The sequence below is a fragment of the Burkholderia glumae LMG 2196 = ATCC 33617 genome (assembly GCF_000960995.1).
Lineage (GTDB): Bacteria > Pseudomonadota > Gammaproteobacteria > Burkholderiales > Burkholderiaceae > Burkholderia > Burkholderia glumae.
On sequence record NZ_CP009435.1, the window covers coordinates 3,174,107 to 3,189,245 of the forward strand.

The 15,139-nt window shown below is 65.5% G+C and carries 20 protein-coding genes; 1 reads left to right on the plus strand and 19 read right to left on the minus strand.

The features are described 5' to 3' along the window. Positions 1 to 41: 41 nt before the first annotated feature. From KS03_RS26745 to KS03_RS26775, 7 genes are read right to left on the minus strand one after another with little or no spacing between them, the layout of a single operon-like run. On the minus strand, positions 42 to 788 hold the full coding sequence (locus KS03_RS26745; protein WP_015876020.1) for a hypothetical protein: 747 nt from the start codon (positions 786 to 788) through the stop codon (positions 42 to 44). After that, a complete protein-coding gene (locus KS03_RS26750) occupies positions 789 to 1,910 on the minus strand; it encodes a baseplate J/gp47 family protein (RefSeq protein WP_015876021.1) in 1,122 nt (373 codons plus the stop codon). It abuts the gene before it with no gap. Continuing rightward, complete coding sequence (locus tag KS03_RS26755) at positions 1,911 to 2,318, minus strand: hypothetical protein (RefSeq protein WP_015876022.1); 408 nt, start codon at positions 2,316 to 2,318, stop codon at positions 1,911 to 1,913. It abuts the gene before it with no gap. Beyond that, on the minus strand, positions 2,318 to 3,037 hold the full coding sequence (locus tag KS03_RS29040; RefSeq protein ID WP_015876023.1) for a phage baseplate assembly protein V: 720 nt from the start codon (positions 3,035 to 3,037) through the stop codon (positions 2,318 to 2,320). Before KS03_RS29040 ends, KS03_RS26755 begins: the two co-directional genes overlap by 1 nt. Continuing rightward, a complete protein-coding gene (locus KS03_RS26765) occupies positions 3,034 to 4,152 on the minus strand; it encodes a hypothetical protein (RefSeq protein ID WP_015876024.1) in 1,119 nt (372 codons plus the stop codon). Before KS03_RS26765 ends, KS03_RS29040 begins: the two co-directional genes overlap by 4 nt. A gap of 3 nt (positions 4,153 to 4,155) precedes the next feature. After that, positions 4,156 to 5,121, minus strand: a complete 966-nt coding sequence (locus KS03_RS30580; RefSeq protein ID WP_015876025.1) for a LysM peptidoglycan-binding domain-containing protein — start codon at positions 5,119 to 5,121, stop codon at positions 4,156 to 4,158. A gap of 1 nt (position 5,122) precedes the next feature. After that, complete coding sequence (locus KS03_RS26775) at positions 5,123 to 7,030, minus strand: hypothetical protein (protein ID WP_015876026.1); 1,908 nt, start codon at positions 7,028 to 7,030, stop codon at positions 5,123 to 5,125. Positions 7,031 to 7,064: 34 nt separating this feature from the next. Here KS03_RS26775 and KS03_RS26780 point away from each other — a divergent pair, with 34 nt between their 5' ends. Further along, positions 7,065 to 7,316 carry a hypothetical protein gene (locus KS03_RS26780; protein WP_017433231.1) on the plus strand — a complete coding sequence of 84 codons (252 nt, stop codon included), beginning with the start codon at positions 7,065 to 7,067 and terminating at the stop codon, positions 7,314 to 7,316. Here the strand turns inward: KS03_RS26780 and KS03_RS26785 are convergent. The 12 genes from KS03_RS26785 to KS03_RS26835 form a co-directional block, all read right to left on the minus strand. After that, on the minus strand, positions 7,300 to 7,782 hold the full coding sequence (locus KS03_RS26785; RefSeq protein WP_015876027.1) for a hypothetical protein: 483 nt from the start codon (positions 7,780 to 7,782) through the stop codon (positions 7,300 to 7,302). The two genes, KS03_RS26780 and KS03_RS26785, sit on opposite strands and share 17 nt — an antisense overlap. Further along, positions 7,779 to 7,904: a hypothetical protein gene (locus KS03_RS33110; RefSeq protein ID WP_257739402.1), complete on the minus strand. Its 126-nt coding sequence runs from the start codon at positions 7,902 to 7,904 to the stop codon at positions 7,779 to 7,781. The genes KS03_RS26785 and KS03_RS33110 overlap by 4 nt, the downstream gene beginning before the upstream one ends. Positions 7,905 to 7,948: 44 nt before the next feature. Beyond that, positions 7,949 to 8,359 (minus strand): hypothetical protein, encoded by a 411-nt coding sequence (locus tag KS03_RS26790; protein WP_015876028.1) that lies wholly within the window; start codon positions 8,357 to 8,359, stop codon positions 7,949 to 7,951. Between the two features lie 9 nt (positions 8,360 to 8,368). Beyond that, complete coding sequence (locus tag KS03_RS26795; RefSeq protein WP_015876029.1) at positions 8,369 to 8,809, minus strand: hypothetical protein; 441 nt, start codon at positions 8,807 to 8,809, stop codon at positions 8,369 to 8,371. Positions 8,810 to 8,903: 94 nt separating this feature from the next. Beyond that, a complete protein-coding gene (locus tag KS03_RS26800; RefSeq protein ID WP_015876030.1) occupies positions 8,904 to 10,904 on the minus strand; it encodes a phage tail sheath protein in 2,001 nt (666 codons plus the stop codon). 61 nt (positions 10,905 to 10,965) lie between these two features. Next, complete coding sequence (locus KS03_RS26805) at positions 10,966 to 11,181, minus strand: hypothetical protein (RefSeq protein ID WP_043307268.1); 216 nt, start codon at positions 11,179 to 11,181, stop codon at positions 10,966 to 10,968. An 8-nt stretch (positions 11,182 to 11,189) separates the two neighbouring features. Next, positions 11,190 to 12,014, minus strand: coding sequence for a hypothetical protein (locus KS03_RS26810; RefSeq protein WP_232252250.1), 825 nt, complete (start codon positions 12,012 to 12,014; stop codon positions 11,190 to 11,192). Positions 12,015 to 12,032: 18 nt separating this feature from the next. Then, positions 12,033 to 12,377, minus strand: coding sequence for a hypothetical protein (locus KS03_RS26815; RefSeq protein WP_232252248.1), 345 nt, complete (start codon positions 12,375 to 12,377; stop codon positions 12,033 to 12,035). Positions 12,378 to 12,382: 5 nt separating this feature from the next. Then, positions 12,383 to 13,321: a hypothetical protein gene (locus KS03_RS26820; RefSeq protein ID WP_015876033.1), complete on the minus strand. Its 939-nt coding sequence runs from the start codon at positions 13,319 to 13,321 to the stop codon at positions 12,383 to 12,385. A gap of 1 nt (position 13,322) precedes the next feature. Next, on the minus strand, positions 13,323 to 13,715 hold the full coding sequence (locus KS03_RS26825; protein WP_043307270.1) for a hypothetical protein: 393 nt from the start codon (positions 13,713 to 13,715) through the stop codon (positions 13,323 to 13,325). Beyond that, positions 13,712 to 13,996, minus strand: coding sequence for a hypothetical protein (locus KS03_RS26830; protein ID WP_015876034.1), 285 nt, complete (start codon positions 13,994 to 13,996; stop codon positions 13,712 to 13,714). Before KS03_RS26830 ends, KS03_RS26825 begins: the two co-directional genes overlap by 4 nt. A gap of 81 nt (positions 13,997 to 14,077) precedes the next feature. Then, entirely contained in the window at positions 14,078 to 15,136 is a 1,059-nt protein-coding gene (locus tag KS03_RS26835) for a hypothetical protein (protein ID WP_015876035.1), read from the minus strand. Between the last annotated feature and the right edge of the window lie 3 nt (positions 15,137 to 15,139).

The following is a 15,139-nucleotide window of genomic DNA, read 5'->3' on the forward strand; positions in this document are numbered from 1 at the left end:
ACGAGGCGGGCTTGGTGGAGGTGAATGCGGCCCTTGCCGCATCAGTCGAGTGTTGATTGATCCAGTACGAAATTCGCGCCGAGCACCGGCGTGGGCACACCGAAGTTCGTGATGCACACGCCAATCTTCGTGGCCGCCGGCCGAGTCGCATTCACGGCGGCGAAAATGTCTGCATCCGTCGCCTGGGTGACTTCCTGGGTAAGGGAGCCAGTGTAGCCGTGCGACGTCGGTGCCGAGAGCGCGGACCACGTGGGCGCATTCGCGTAGGCGGCCCCCAATGAGCCGCCCGTCACCTGAGGTCGGTAGACCGTGATCAGGGCAGTGAACGGAGCCGCAATGGACCCCATCCGGGCCACGCCACAGAAGCTGTTCGGACCGGTGTTCGCACCGCAGCAACCCGTGTCGAGCGGCCGCGCGGGCTCAAAAATGACCGGGTGCCGCCCTGTTAATTGCGTGAGCACCGCATCCATAGCCGGCCGCGTTGCTCGCCGTTGGAACAACGTCAGCTTGATCCGTGCGATGTAGGAGGCGTCCGTTTCTCCCGCCTTGCGTAGCAGGCTGTCGCCGAAGAAGTCTGCCGCCCACAGGTCGATCCAACCGCCAGTCGACGCCTGGAGCCTGGTTTGCGCCCATGCGAATTGCACGAGCAAGTAGATGGTCGAGAGCACTGCGGCGACTCCCGACAGCACCGCGCTGATGATCGGTGCTTCCGCCCAGTCGCCGAACCACCCGCGCGGCATGTAAGACTTCAGCCGCGACAAGATATCTGTCGAATCTCCCGTTGCCATTCAGTTCACCGTGATGGTTCCAGGCATGACGCGCTGGGTGTTGGTGACCGTGATGTCGCTCGTGCCGCCGTTCAGCAGCACCCCGGTCACATTCGTGACGCCAGCGACGCCGTAAGCAATCGAGGCGAGGATGGTGTACGGAAGCGAGACGCCGTCGCCCAGGCCTTCGATGTAGGACGAGAGCGCAGCAGTCACCTGCTCGACCGCGGTGGCGTGCGTCACGCCGGTTGTGGTGATAGCCATGGTCACGTTGGCGGTCACATCCTGCGGACCGTGCACGCTGTACGTCGAACAGAGCGGCCGCGCCACTTCAACCGCTGCACCGACAGCATCCAGCGTGCTGCTCGGCGGATCTCCCGTCCCGTCGTCCGTGATGACCGTGAAGTAGCCGTTCTGCGGCTGGCCGTTGTACTGCTGGTTCTCGAGGATCGTGCTCTTGACGTTCAGCGCGACGCTGTTGGCAGCCGCCTTCACTGCGGCCAGCGTGGCGCCCCCGATCGCAGCCACCCACAAGACGAACCGAGCGCGCGCTGCAGCGTCGGATTCGGCGTCGACGCCGTTCTGGACGGCCAACGAGTTTGAGACGAAATCGACGCCGGGAATCGCGGTGCCCAGCGTGTTCAGTGCCCCGGCGGAGACGTTCCCGATCGTGCCTGCAACCGTGCATTGCACCGTCACCGACACGCTCGCCTGGCCGGCCGGAATCACGTAGCCGCCTTGAGCCGCGCTGTATGCCGGATTGGTCGTATCGGCCACGACAGCGAACTGGACCGTGCCGTCGGCGGTCTGGACGATACCTCCAACCTCCACGAGCGCCTGACTCGTCGGCGTGAAGCGAGAAAACGTCTCCTGCGTCGTTGCAGCGTCCGCCGGCAACCGCGCGAAGCCGAATTGCGCGAACCAGCTATCCAGGTCAGCGCCTGTCGACGTCGAGGCCCGCGTCAGCGCCAACACCTGGAGCACCAGCCCTTGCAGCCAGAGCGCAACACCGCCGGTGGCCTCCGCAATGGCGAGCAGCACCGAGCCAACGGTGAAGTCGATGAGCTGCGACGCCGCCCCCTGAACCGCGGTGGCGAAGTTCTGAACGATCGTCGCGAACGACTGGGTAGACAGATTTGCCATTTAGGGCTCTTGTGAGATATCGAACGACACCAGTTGCGTCTGCGCCGTGTTCGCGTCGGTATAGGAGATCGACGTGCTGACGACGTTCTGCGTCTGCGTCAGGCTGATCTGCGGTTGAGGCTGTCGAGCGACAGCCGCCTCGAGCAGCATCTGCCCTTTGATCAGCGCCGTCGTCACCGGGACGTTGCCAGGCGAGCCAATCTTCCTCGGCACGCCGGCACCGTACTGCGGCTGCCACGTGTAGTCGGCCGAGGCGATCGGATTTCCGGCCGCATCTGAGAGGGCTGGATTCGTCAGCAGACGTCGATAGACCCGCTGCACGCCCGTCGTCGGGCCATCGGCGACCACGAGATCGCCGGACGGCGACGCGGAGAGGTCCGTGCCGTAGTAGTGGTAGAGATCGACCATCAGCTCACCGGAGTCCCTGTATTCGCGCCGCCGTTGCCATTCGAATGCACGTGCGTGCTGTCCACGTGCTTCCCGTTGTTCGTGATCGAGCCGGTCGAATCGATGTCGCCGACGATCTTGAAATCGCCGGTGATGGTCGATGCCGCCCCGGTCGGGTTCTCACCCGTGATCGTGATACCGGCCTCGCCGGTGATCGTCTCGGTCACGGTCAACGTGCCATTGATGATCGTGTCCGCGTTGACCTTCAGGCCGCCCGCGAACGCCACGGTTCCAGTGCCATCGCCATTCATCACCACCGTCGAGCCTGCCGCATCGTTCGCGGTGAGCTTTCCGTCGTTGGTCAGCTTCAGGAACTGCCCTTTCTCGTGCACTGCCCAGATCTCGCCAGACGGTACCGCGGGTGCCGGCTGTGCAATCGAGAAGACGCGCGCCACAACCGTGCCAGACGAGAAATCGCCACCCTCGTACACCACCAGCACCTGGTCGCCGAGCTTCGGCCCGACGGCGACGCCCCAGCCGCTGCCGATGCCGATCGCGCCGAGCGGCATCCAGTTCGACTCCGCCTCGCCTACCGTGGGATCGACGGGCTGAATGACCACCTTCACAGCGTGCCGATTCGGGTCATAGCTGCTGATCGTCGCCAGTTGAGGCAGTGAGGCCAAACCATGAGTGCCAAGGGCCTGTTGCCGAATCGCGTTTGCCAGAGCCGGATAGCTCATAGGGTCACCTCGGAGTCTGGGGAGTGGTTCTTCGCACCGATGATCATGTCGTAGCCGCCCTCGAAACTGAGCGTGCGCCGGATGTTGTCGGTGTAATACGCCTGGTCGAACTTCGTCCCGGTGCCGGTGAGCGACAGCATCGACGGGATGTCGAGGTCGTTGTCACCGGGCAGCGCGACACCTTCCAGCTTCATCTCGTGCGCAACGATCTGCTGGTACCACTTCTGCGCATACTGCAGCGCCTGGTCCTGCGTCAGGTTCGGCACGGTCCGCGAATAGATCTGCGCGCCGGCGCCAACTGCCGACGATCCAACGCGAATCGTCTTCACGTTCGACGGATAGGCGACCGTGAACCCCTTCGCGTAGCTCTTGTTCCAACTGCGGATCTTCACCTGGATGCCGCGCGATATCGTCAGCGCGCGCGTGAACCGTGCGGCCTCGAAGTTCGCCTTCGCGCCGGCTGTCGTGCCCGGCGGCACGTAGACGATCGGGTAAGGCGTCGTCTTCGCAGGATCGAGCGGCGCCTGGAAGTACAGCGACTGCCCGCGCACCCACACCTTGAATCCTTCGATGTTGGCCAAGTAGTTGAGAATGTCCCACTCCGATCGCTCGTCCGCCATGTTGACGTGGTCGATCTCGTAGTACTTCCCGACCTGCGTCGTGGTCGCGGTCACCACCGGCGTCAGGCCGTGCGACTTCGCGAGAGCAGTAGCGATCTCGCTCGACGTCTTGTTCGGCCACTTCTGCGTCGTCTTGTTGTCGATGAACACCCGCGACAGATCACGCCCATCGACACTGACGGTGTAGGCGGCCGGATCGATCACGACGTGGTCGACCTGGCCGTAGATGAAGCTCTTGAGGTCCGACGGGCTGAAATTCAGCGGATCGGCAGGAAACCCGATGAACAGCTCCACGTACATGTCCTGCTGTTCGGAGAACCAAGCGACATTGCGGCCCGGCGGCAGCTGCGCGCCGGCGAATGTGCAGCGAAACGTGTCCGCCGCGTAGTACGCGTTGTTGTCGACCTCCAGCTCGATCCACCCCTTGATCAGTTCGCCGTTCAACTTCACCGCCCCGCGCGGCGAGCGTGCGGTCGGTTGGAGGAATGAAGTCATGGATCAGGAAGAAAGGACGCCGCCGCTCGCGCTGGCCACGTAAGGCGGGATGATCAGCGTCGAGATGCCCGCCAGCGTCGGGTCGGTCAGGTTGTTGGCATTCGCGATGAGCGTCCACGCCGTAGGGTCGCCGTACTCCTTCGACGCGATATCGAACAGGTTTCCTCCCGGCACGGTCGTCGTGCGCACGCTCGAGTTCACCAGGCCCAGATTCGTCTTAATGCGCCCGAGCAGGCCGCTGAGCTGCAGCAGTTGGGTCTGCTGGCCGCACGCCCCGAGCTGCGACGTGAAGACCGAGATATTGGACAGGAGCGGTACCGACGGCAGCACGCCGGCCGGCACGCCCACGCTGGCCAGAACCGAGTCGGTCGACGCGATCAGCGACGACACGCGCTGGGCCGCAGCATTCAGTGGCTGGAGCACCGACGCGACCGTGCTCTGCGCCGCACCAACGAACGTCGAAACCGAGCCCACTGCGCTCGATACCGTGTCCATCAGGCCGCTCAGCGTGCTGTCGCCGATGCCTTCCGTCAGCGAGTTGGCGGAATCCAGATCGCCGTCGATGAGGTCGTCCGCATCGGGCTCACCGGCCTCGTAGACCGGCGCCGTCAGATCGGCGACCACCTCGCACGAGATCCGGTACGGGATGCGCGCGAACCGATAATCCGGGTCGAAGCTGCGGATGAACACCTGCAGGTAGATCTCGTCCCACGACAGGTAGAGCGGCTGCGCCGCGTCCATCATCTGCTTGAGCGTCAGAGCCCTGTCGAGCGCCGTCTGGCCGTCCTGGGTCGGGAAGAACTGCCCGGCCCACTCGATCGGCCGCGGGTCCGTCCCGAGCGCCTGCACATCGCGCACGCCGCCCAGCATTTTCTTGATCGAGAGGCGTTGGTCTCCACCGAACCCGATAACTTCCGGGACCTCGAAATCTTGAAACTCAAAGTCGCCGAGGATGAGAGTCGTAGCCATATCAACCGCCCTTGATACCAGGCATCGGGACCGCCACCGTCGGATCGACGCCCAAGCCATACATTCCGGACCCGAGCGCGCCGGCCATGTACGGCGTCACGGCCTGAGCGATCTTGCGACCGTCCAGGTTGATCGTCGTGTGGACGTTGCCAGTGGAGGCGTCCTTCTTCGGGACAGTCGGGTCCGGAGTCGCTTGCTTGTCTCCGCCGAACATGCTGCCAATGAGGTGCCACGGCCACGCAGCAGCCCCCGTGATCATCGAACCCATGGACTGAATTGCCTTACCCGCGTCGCTATTTGCAAATGCGGCAATGGCGCGGAGCACCTCCGTACCGGTCCTGAGAATTTCGGTCACCTGGGGCAGCATGGAGTTTCCAAACTGCGTCTTGAAGTCCGTCCACGCGGCTTCGAAGTCTTTCTCAGCGCCAGTCGCCGTGCCTTTCGCTAGATCTAGCGCCGGATCTAGTCCTTTGGTCTTCTGGAACGCCTCCAGGGCAGATCGAATCACGGGTTCCTGCTGATCGATCTTCGAAAACAGATTCCCGCCAGTGCTCCCGAAGAACATAGCGTTCATACGATCGCGATCGGTATCTTTGTAGCCCTGCTTGTCGTAGTAAGGCCGAACGTATTTGAAATAATATTCAGCCGCGTTGTTGGCATACTCGTCCGAGTGCTGAAGAGGATTTCCAAGGAATCGTTTTATTCCTCCGTTCCCGTTCAACTCGACTTTCGACTTGTCCCAGATCCCGGCTTTAATCAGTTCATGCACTGCCTGATTGGGAAGCTTGATAATGCCGTTCATGCGGTTGTACGCAGTCCGCATCGCCGTTGCGAATGAGCCACCCTTGAACTCGCCGATAATCGGCTCCAGCTCGGCGATCGCGTCCATGCCCATGCGCTGTACTGCCACGCCGCCAGTGCGGTACATCTGCCGAAGTTGCTCCCAGTTCACCTGGCCGCCCGAGGTCTGGGTCATCCGGAACCCGAAGTCGGCCAGCTCCGCGAAGCGCTGCGAGTCGCGCGCGCCGCCCTGTAGCTCGACCGCCCGCAACATCGCGAGCGACTCGTGCTTCAACTTCGCCTGCGACTCCTCGGACAGGATCGAGCTGGCCGCCATCATCTTCGCGAGGAACGGCGCCGCCATCTTGGCGCCGGCCAGGGCCTTCTCGCCGGTTTCGCCCGACTCGCGGAAGACCGCCTGCGCCTCGTTCATGTAATGCATCGCCTCGTTCTCGGACGTTGCATAGGCGTGCAGGTTGTGGGCGAAATCGAACGCGCTCTTGTTCTGGGCGTCGTCCATGCCGAACAGCTTGAATCGGGCGTGCTCGGTCTGGAGATTCTTGGCGGACTCGTAGAATTGCTTGCCCACATAGCCGGCGACCATGGCCGCGCCCAGCGGCACCAGGGCGTCGCTCATCAGGCCCATGCCCACGCCGCCGATGCCAATACCGTGCGAGCCGAAATGCAGGTTGCCGCCGTGAATCCGGCCGCCGTGGCCCCCACGTCCCGCGCCGCCACCTCCACCGCCTCCGCCGCCCGGGCCCGGCAACCAGCGGCCACCGCGCATGCCGGCGAGCGTGGTGGCCAGCGTCTTCGCCTGCACGTTCGCTGCGGTCAACTCCGCCTCGATGCCGATCTTCCCGGTCGGGATGGCGCCCTTGATGCCGCGCAGGTTCCGCTCGGCCAGCGCTGCCTGGTTGCCGACCGCCTTCAGGCTGGAATCGAGCGCCTTCGACGCGGCTGCCACGTTGCGGACCCCGCCGGCTTCCGCGCCGATCTTCTGCAAGCGCTTCCCGAGCTGGAGCGCCATCGCGTCGACCTTCGAGAACTCGCGCGAGAGCTTGAGCAGCTCGGGCGACACCCGGTCAACCAGCTTCAGGGTCGTGCCGATGTCGTAGACGTTGATCATTTCGCTATAAAATCAATGGCTTCTGGGAGGGAACATGCGAATTTCGTACCGCATCCACGAATGGCTGGCCGATCACATTTCGTGGGTCCAATACCCCAAGCCGCGGCTCCGCAGCTTGAGCGGCCACCCGCACGGGTTCCGCGCCTGGTGGGCGCACCGGCCGCCGATCAACCGGTTCGTGGCGATCTTCGGGCCGACGGCCCTGCTGTTCGTGCCGCGGATCGGCGTGTACCTGACGATCTGCAGCATCCTGTTCCTGTTCGCCTACTTCAACCGCCGCTGGTAAGGCGACCGCGCCGCCAGCCGCGGCCGGACACCCATGCGAAGGTCGTCCAGGCCGCCATCGCCATGATCCGCGGCGTCGCGTGAATGGCGGCCGGCCCGAACACCGGGCGCGGGGGCTGCTTGGACGTCCCCAGATCGAACCAGACCAGGTTCTGGTCGCTCGACCCGACGACAGCGTGCCCGTGCTCCACGTGCCGTCCGATCGACGCCTGCGCCTCACCCGAACGAAAGCCCGGGTCGTTCTCCGAATAGCCCAGCCGCGCCCGCTCTGCCTGGGTGGATTCGGCCAGTTCTTCCCACGCGGGAAACTGGCCAACGGCGGACTGGTACTCGCCGAGCATCCCCTTGGCGTTCTTCTCGATGTCTTCTGCCGCGCGGTCCGCGATGAAGTGGACCACCTCCGGGCCGGCCAGCGCGAGACGCTCGAGGTGGGCGGCAAACGCGCCGAAGCTGTTGAACCGTTTCATGCGCCCCCCTCGAACTGCCCTGTCGAAAAGTTGTAGGTCTTCCCGGTTTCCTGCTCCGAGAAGATCACCGACCACGCGAATCGCGTCGTGTCGTCCATGCCGAAGGCGACGTCGAACGGCACGCCGTGACGCACCAGCCAGAGGCACCGGCGCGTCTCGGGGTCACCTACGATTTTTTTGCGAGATCCTCGTCGACGCTGGACTGCTCAGCGCTGAAGTGCGCGCTGACGCCCTCCGAGAGCGCCTCGTACCCGTGCTCGTCGAGCCGCTGATACAGCGCCTCGATTTGCGCCTTCTGGGCCGGCGGCGGCACCGGGACGCCGTCGATCGACACGACGAACATCAGCGGCCACACCGTGCCGGCCCACAGCTTGTTGGCCGATGACTCGCCCATCGCGTCGATGAATCGCAGCCGAGCGAGCGGGCCGGGCTTGCGCAGGACGATCGCGCGCCCCGCGGTGTCGACGACGGTCACTTCGCTCGCGCCCTGCGAGATCACGGTCTGGGACGGCGTCAGCGGTGCTGCGGGCGCTTCTCCGGCGGCGCCCTGCGGGCGAACGATCACTTTCTGGTTCATGTGGCTTCCTTATGCGAGTCGGATCTTGCGCCCGGCCTCGGCGCTGAATTTCTGGGTGACCTTCGCCTGCCCTTCCCAGCTGCCGTCGTCATCCGGCGCGAGCGCCATATCGAGGTACTGGTACTGGGAGACGGTCCCGTCCGGATTGTTGATCGTGTGAGTCAGAAAAATCGCCGCGGCCGGCAGCCCGGCATAGTACGCAGCCTCCGCGTCGGCGAAGTACTGCTCGTACGAGGGATCTTGGCGGTCGATCTCGAACGAGAGCGCATGGCCGTCAGGGACGGTTTTATGCAGAATCCGGCCGCGGATCTGCACGCTCTTGAGCTTCACGACGGCCGGCTTGGCCTCGAACTTCGTGATGCCGTTGATGGTCACCGTCCCGAAGTTGGAATCGATGATCGTGAGTTGCGCCCCGTCGCGCCCTACGGAAAAATCGTTGGTGCCAGCCATTTGCGGCTCCTGATGTGAAAAAGCCGGCGCGTGGCCGGACAGAAGAAATGGACCGAACGACGACCGGCCAGCGGCATTCGCCGGCCGGTCGAACTCAGGAGCCGTTGCTGACGGTCACCTGCACCGTCGAGCCGCCTTGTAGCGAGATCAGGAACTCCCGAACGATCGACTGGAACTTGACCACCACCAGGCACTGCATCAGGCCGATCGCGACCTGCGCATCCGGGTTGTTCGACGCATCCAGCGTGACCTTGAACGGCACCGCCTGCGGGTTGTTCACGTCGCCGATGTACTGGCTTACCAGCCACAGGTTCGTCAGGAACGAGGTGATCGAATCCCTCACCTCCGTGCGCAGGTTGTCCGTCTGCGGGTTGCCCACCACGAATCCGTAATTCGCCGCCAGCGTCAGCGCCAGGAAGTTCGTCATCGTGGTGTACGCCTCGCTGTTCGTCGCGGCGTCGCTCGACACGTTGCGGTCCGTCTGGAAGGCGAAGTAGTTGCCGCCCGGCGCCGGGTTGGCCAGGAAGTCGAGCCGGGCCTGCACCGCCGAGAGGGTTTCCGGACCGGAGTACGGGACCTCCTGCACCGAGCGCTGCGTGCCCACGATGCCGAGAACCGGCTTGTTCAGCGTCGACTGGTTCGGCGCCAGGTTCGCGCGCATCGGCCCCCAGATCGTCGCCGGGCCGACCAGCCGCTGCACGTTGTTCAACGTGTCCTGCCAGTACACCCAGTCGCCGACCAGGCACTTCAGGCCGTAGGTGTCGACGCCGGCGGTGTTCAGGTTGGTCGAGACCGTCGCGATGGACTGCCCCGGTTGGCCTTGCGCCGCACCGAACAACCCGAACTGCTGGGCGAAGGCCGCCATCGTGCTCCACTGGCTCGAGGTCGAGTGGTCCACGAGGTTCATGGTCTGCACGCCGGCGCTCTGCAGCGCGTACATGCCGGTCGGCGGCGTCGTGTTGGTGCCCACGAGCGTCGCGTCCGTCACGCCAGCCGCGCCGTCCGTGCCACCGCTTAGCGTCACCGCGGTCAGCGCCGGCGCGGCCGCCGACGTGCCGATGGTGGCCACCACCAGCTGCGACGGCCCGCGCACCCCCGACTGGCCCTGGTTGATCGCGTTGACCAGGTTCAACCAGATGCTGGTGGCGAGCGTGACTGCGCCGCCCGTCCCCGCGCCGCCGCCTGAGAGGGTCGCCGTGGCGCTCGTGTAGCCGTTGCCCGGGTTCGTGATCGACACGGGACCGAGGCCCCAGACGAGGTTGATCAGCGCGCCGGTGCCGGCTCCAGACGTCGACTGCGGCGCGGACGGATTGGTCGGCACCGAGCCGCCCGTCAGCGTGCCGCCGTTCGTCACGGACAGGGCCGTGATGGCGCCGGACGAGGCCGTCACGCCGAGCACCACGCCGTTTGCCAGCGTCACCGTATCGCCGGTGACGAACCCGCTCCCACCATTCGCGCCGCCGCCCGACACGTTCGCCGACACAACCTTCAGCGATGCGTTGCCAGCGGCCTGCACGCCGCCAGCCGCCTGCGGCGCCGAGATCGCCAGGTTCGGCACCGACGTGAAGCCGGTGCCGGGCGTGACGGTCGCGCCGCTGACGCCCTGCGTGATGTTGTCGAAGATCTCCGGCTGGAAGCCGGGCAGCGCCAGCGTCACCTTGTAGCTGTTCGGCTTGGTCCCGGTCGAGGGGGTCGCCACCAGGCTGTTGCCGAGCGAGCCCGTGTAGTAGCCCGTCAGGGTCGCTCCCACCGCGTTGGACGCATCCTTCAGCGTGCCCGTCGCCGCGGTGTCGGTGCCGTCCGTGACACGCACCGCGACGTTGTTGTACTGGCCGATCGCGAACGCGATGGCGATCGCCGTCGCGAGATCCCGCTGCCGGTTCGTGACGGCGCCCCAGTTCGACTGGTTCGCTTGCGGCGAGCCGGTCACCACCGGGCTGTTCACGGGGCCCCACGAGGCCACGCCGACCAGGCCGTAACCGTTCGTCGCGACGCCGGCAACCACCGGCGGCGGCTTGACGATCTGGACGTAGGCGCCCGGCGCCATCGCGCCAGCGGTGTTGAGCTGGCCATACTGGTAAATCATCGTGCCCATCTAGCGGCTCCCAAATGCAAAAAGCCGCCGAAAGGCGGCCAGTTTGGCGGTGTGAGGTGGATTACTGCGGGATTACCTTGCGACAGTGGTTGGCGTTCTCGCTGGCGAGCACGGCGGCCACCTCGCGGGGATCGGTGATTGCGTCGCCGCGACGGTAGTCGCCGAACGCGTGCACGACGACGAGCGGACGATCCGCGAGGGGCTTCTTGTTGTTGACGTCGGGTTGTCCTTCGGCGGACTCAACAGCCTCGCCTTCCGTCTGATCATTCTTTGCCATGCTGGCTCCTAATAAGTGCGTGTGAAGACCGGCGTGCCGGCCTGGGTTTCGACCTCGACTTTCGTGGCCACCACCGTCGCCACCTGCTCCGTTGCCGTCGTCGCGTACTCGATCTCGTAGTACAGATCGCGCCGGTAGACGTGCACCTTCTCAGCGACGTCGGACAGCACGTTGCGGACATAGCGAATCCGCGCGCCGTAGCCGTCAGGCATGGTGATGAACGTGATCGGCGCGAGCGCTTCTTTGATGGCGGCGCCGATCGCCTTGCGCGTCGCCGGGTCCGGCGCCCACACCGTGATCTGGAACAACTGCGCCTGCCGCTCCCACTCGGTGGTGACGGTGCCGGTCGTGCCCACGCGCGCCACCGCGGCCTCAACGCCGGCGGCCAGCGTGATCACCGGGCCGCTGTTCGTCGTTCCCGGGTACTGGGAGGCGATCAGGTTGGCGAGCCCGGTCGCGACCGAGGTCAGCGAATCAGTCGGCTGCACCGGATAGATGAACGCCTGGCCGTTGATCAGCGCGGCAACGTTGTGCGGCGTGAAGGGAGACGGCATCACGCCCCCGACGGTCAGCGTGCCGCCGGCTGCCGTGAGGGTCACTGTCGCGGCCGCGATCGACATGACCTTCTGCTTGGGCTGGTACCGCGTCGTGTTGCGCTCGGTCGGCGTCGCATACACGCTGACGTCGGCCACCCCCGTCGGCATGTCGACGTCGATCTGGTTCGGCATCGGCCAGCCCGGGAAGACGTTGATGGCCTTCCCTGACACCGAGGGTTGCCCGGTGCCGTTCGGGTACACGAACCCGGCGACCTGCGCGGCCACGGTGTCGAGCACGTCCTGCACGTCTGCCATTTACGCCTCCAGCCGCTCCACGAGCAGGTTCGGTCCCAGCGAATTCACGTACGGCGCCCAGACCTGGTAGCGCTGGCCGGCGTCGTCCGTGACGATGTCGCCGCGCAGCACCGCGCCGGCCGGCACGCCGGCGGACAGCGGCATGAACACGCGCCAGATCGATCGGCTACGGGCGTCCGCCGGCAGGTTGGCGTCCGGCTTCGCGCTGGTGCTGGTCTGCTGGATCGACGCCGGCAGGCCGCTGAACAGCACCTGCTCAGCCACCGGATCGGCGCCACTGTAGGGCTTCAGGCCGCCGGCCGTCGAGACCGCCTGCCGGCTGATCGAGATGGTTCTCGGGTACATGAAGCTCATGACCAGGCCTTCGCCATGTAGGGAGCCAGCATCGCCTTCGTGTCGTCATCGATCAGCGTCGCCGCGAACCGCTCGAGCGAAGTGTCGCCAGCCTGGTACTTCTTCGTCGCGCCGAGCTGCATCGAATTCGCCTTCGCCTGGATGATGTTGGCGCACGCCATCTTCACCGCCGGCGGCAGGCCGGACGCCGGGAAGCCGGCGACGTACCAGAGGTTGACCTCGCTGTAGTACGCCAGCATCACGCCGGCCGGCACCCAGACCTGCCCCGTCTCGAAGTCCACGCCGGTGTTCACCATCGGGAAGAACTCCCACACCGGCGGGCCGCCGAAGTGCGACAGCGACGCTATGAGGTTGAACTCGTCCACCTGGTATCGCGAGGATGCACCGCGCCGCCCGTAGGCGTACCGTCCTTGGCCGGCCAGCAGTCGGGCGATTGGGGTGAAAGCCAAGTTCGTGAGCGGCCGGCCCTCCGGCAGGTACTTGTGCTGCTTCACGACCATGCCGGCATCGAGCGTGCACGGGCCCGGGTGGTCGAACACCACGTTCTGGAGGATCACGGTCACGGGCGGCTTCACGCCGGCGATCGACTGCAGCCCGTCGCCGAAGGAGACGATCGCCACCGGCTCGGCCAGTTGACTGTTCTCGCGGTCCAGAATCACCACGTCACCCACCTGCAGCGCGGCCACGCCACCCGTTATCTCGACTTGCACGTTCTGCCCCGCCGGGATCGGGCCGGCCGCCTGGTAGGTGATCGTCGGCGACATCGCCGCCATCCACCCCGGCGCGCCAGTGCCGTCGGGCATCCACACGAGGCCGTCCGGGCGCTTCAGGTACAGATCGATGATGGTCGAGGCCTGCGTCACCTGGTTGGCCGTCGTCGACGCGGGAAGGCCGTAGGTCGTGTAATCGGCATCCGAGAGGTAGGAAGACGGCATGTCAGGAAGCCTGGAAGAGCCCTTGGACTGCGGAGAGCGTCGCGGCCGAGCCGCTGGAGTTCGTCACCGTGACCTGCACGCTGGCGAACGGGAGGCCGTCCGTGCCGACGGTCGCAGACGCTGCGGTGTTGGCGGTCAGCGCAGCCGTCACCGCCGCCCCTTGAGGTATGGTGCCCGCGAGGTCGAGGAAGCGCTGGACGCTGATCTGGCCGGCCTGCGTGCTCTTCAGACCGACCGAGAACAGCTTCCAGCCGTTCGACACCAGGGCGGGACCTGCCAGACTGCCGTTGGGCGGCACGTTGCCGGTGAGGCCGAGCTGCGCAGCGCTCTGCAAGCACTGCAGCGCGGGCCCGAGTTCGCCACCGACGCCAGAGATATCGGATCGTTGCGTCATTGCGAGGCCAGCATGATGTGGGTGCGGACGCGCTCGTCGTGCACCTCGAGCCGCTTCGCCATCGCGAGGTCCGTCATGATCGGCGAGCGCTGCGCGACGCCCTTGTCGATCAGGTAGTTGCCAACGTTGGTCGGCACGTCCTTCGCCTTCCCGTCGATGAACTGGACCGTGAAGGTGATCGGATTCCCGTTTTCGGCGAGGAAATCCGACGTCGGGAATTCCTTGCCGGGCTGGCAGATCACGAGGTGATCACGCTTGCCGGTGGTGAGGTAGAGGTTCATGTCGCCCTTCAGGGGAGAGAAAAGAAAACGGGCGCCTGCTCGCACAGGCGCCCGATTCGACCGCTGCTACTGCTGGGCCGGTCAGTTGCTGACGACCGCCACCACCGCGTGGGCGTAGCTGTAGCCCTTGAACAGCAGCGCGTCGAACTGCACGCCGACGAACTGGCCGGCCAGGTTGCCGGTCAGGCCGAGCTGGAAGATGCGCGGCTGGCCGTTGGTGCCCTTGCCGATGTACACCACCTCGACCATCGGCATCGTCAGGATCGCCGCGTAGTAGTTGCTCAGGCCATTCGGCGGATTCGCGAAGCCATACTTGCCGGTCGTGTCGGTCGGCATGTACGGATCCGGGATCAGCGGCAGCTCGCCCGCCTGCGTGGCCAGGTACTTCACGGTCACGCCCGCGACGATCTCCTTCGTGCGCAGCTCGATGTGGGACGCTTTCGCTTCCTTCTCGATCTTGTCGATCAGCAGCGGGTTCAGCCCGATCGCCGTCGGCTTCGGCTTGAAGATCTTGTTCGCCATCATCGTGGCGACCATCGTCTTCAGGCCGTCGATGATCGAGGAGCCGTACGGGATCGTGGCCTGCTGCGTGATCTGCTCCAGGCCGCCGACCCATTGCAGCGTGGTCGGCATCAGCAGCGACGTGTCCGTGCCGGCCCAGTACATGTTGGCGCGCCAGACGATGATCGCCGTGAGGATGTCCTCGACGTCCTTCGCCTGCAGCGTCGCGAACTGGCCCTGCTGCTCGGTCACGTCGCGGTCGAACAGCGAGAGGTTCGACTGGGCGACGGTCGCCTTGATGAACGCCGCACGCTCGACGCGCGTCGGGCCCGTCGGGGTGGCCGCGAGGTTGCGCGGATCGTTCGAGCTCGCGGTGGCGATCGCGATCTGCTCGAAGTAGCGGTGCGGGTGGCCCGTCGCCGGGTTGTGCTCCGTGATGGCCAGCATCGGCGATTCGCGACGGATCAGGTCGACGATCTCGCGTTCGAACACCGGCACTTCGAGAGCGCCGGGGCCGCTGTAGTCGGCCGCGGCCGACAGTGCTTGCACGGTGTTGCCGCTGGCGCCGAGCACGTTGCCCAGTGCGAGCAGCGCGTCGTCGGTGGACGTGTCCGCCGAACGTGCGATGAGTTTGCTCATGAC

Coding starts and splice junctions, on each gene's coding strand:
- KS03_RS26745 (WP_015876020.1), bottom strand. CDS start 788: ATGGCAACGGGAGATTCGACAGATATCTTGTCGCGGCTGAAGTCTTAC.
- KS03_RS26750 (WP_015876021.1), bottom strand. CDS start 1,910: ATGGCAAATCTGTCTACCCAGTCGTTCGCGACGATCGTTCAGAACTTC.
- KS03_RS26755 (WP_015876022.1), bottom strand. CDS start 2,318: ATGGTCGATCTCTACCACTACTACGGCACGGACCTCTCCGCGTCGCCG.
- KS03_RS29040 (WP_015876023.1), bottom strand. CDS start 3,037: ATGAGCTATCCGGCTCTGGCAAACGCGATTCGGCAACAGGCCCTTGGC.
- KS03_RS26765 (WP_015876024.1), bottom strand. CDS start 4,152: ATGACTTCATTCCTCCAACCGACCGCACGCTCGCCGCGCGGGGCGGTG.
- KS03_RS30580 (WP_015876025.1), bottom strand. CDS start 5,121: ATGGCTACGACTCTCATCCTCGGCGACTTTGAGTTTCAAGATTTCGAG.
- KS03_RS26775 (WP_015876026.1), bottom strand. CDS start 7,030: ATGATCAACGTCTACGACATCGGCACGACCCTGAAGCTGGTTGACCGG.
- KS03_RS26780 (WP_017433231.1), top strand. CDS start 7,065: ATGCGAATTTCGTACCGCATCCACGAATGGCTGGCCGATCACATTTCG.
- KS03_RS26785 (WP_015876027.1), bottom strand. CDS start 7,782: ATGAAACGGTTCAACAGCTTCGGCGCGTTTGCCGCCCACCTCGAGCGT.
- KS03_RS26790 (WP_015876028.1), bottom strand. CDS start 8,359: ATGAACCAGAAAGTGATCGTTCGCCCGCAGGGCGCCGCCGGAGAAGCG.
- KS03_RS26795 (WP_015876029.1), bottom strand. CDS start 8,809: ATGGCTGGCACCAACGATTTTTCCGTAGGGCGCGACGGGGCGCAACTC.
- KS03_RS26800 (WP_015876030.1), bottom strand. CDS start 10,904: ATGGGCACGATGATTTACCAGTATGGCCAGCTCAACACCGCTGGCGCG.
- KS03_RS26805 (WP_043307268.1), bottom strand. CDS start 11,181: ATGGCAAAGAATGATCAGACGGAAGGCGAGGCTGTTGAGTCCGCCGAA.
- KS03_RS26815 (WP_232252248.1), bottom strand. CDS start 12,377: ATGTACCCGAGAACCATCTCGATCAGCCGGCAGGCGGTCTCGACGGCC.
- KS03_RS26820 (WP_015876033.1), bottom strand. CDS start 13,321: ATGCCGTCTTCCTACCTCTCGGATGCCGATTACACGACCTACGGCCTT.
- KS03_RS26825 (WP_043307270.1), bottom strand. CDS start 13,715: ATGACGCAACGATCCGATATCTCTGGCGTCGGTGGCGAACTCGGGCCC.
- KS03_RS26830 (WP_015876034.1), bottom strand. CDS start 13,996: ATGAACCTCTACCTCACCACCGGCAAGCGTGATCACCTCGTGATCTGC.
- KS03_RS26835 (WP_015876035.1), bottom strand. CDS start 15,136: ATGAGCAAACTCATCGCACGTTCGGCGGACACGTCCACCGACGACGCG.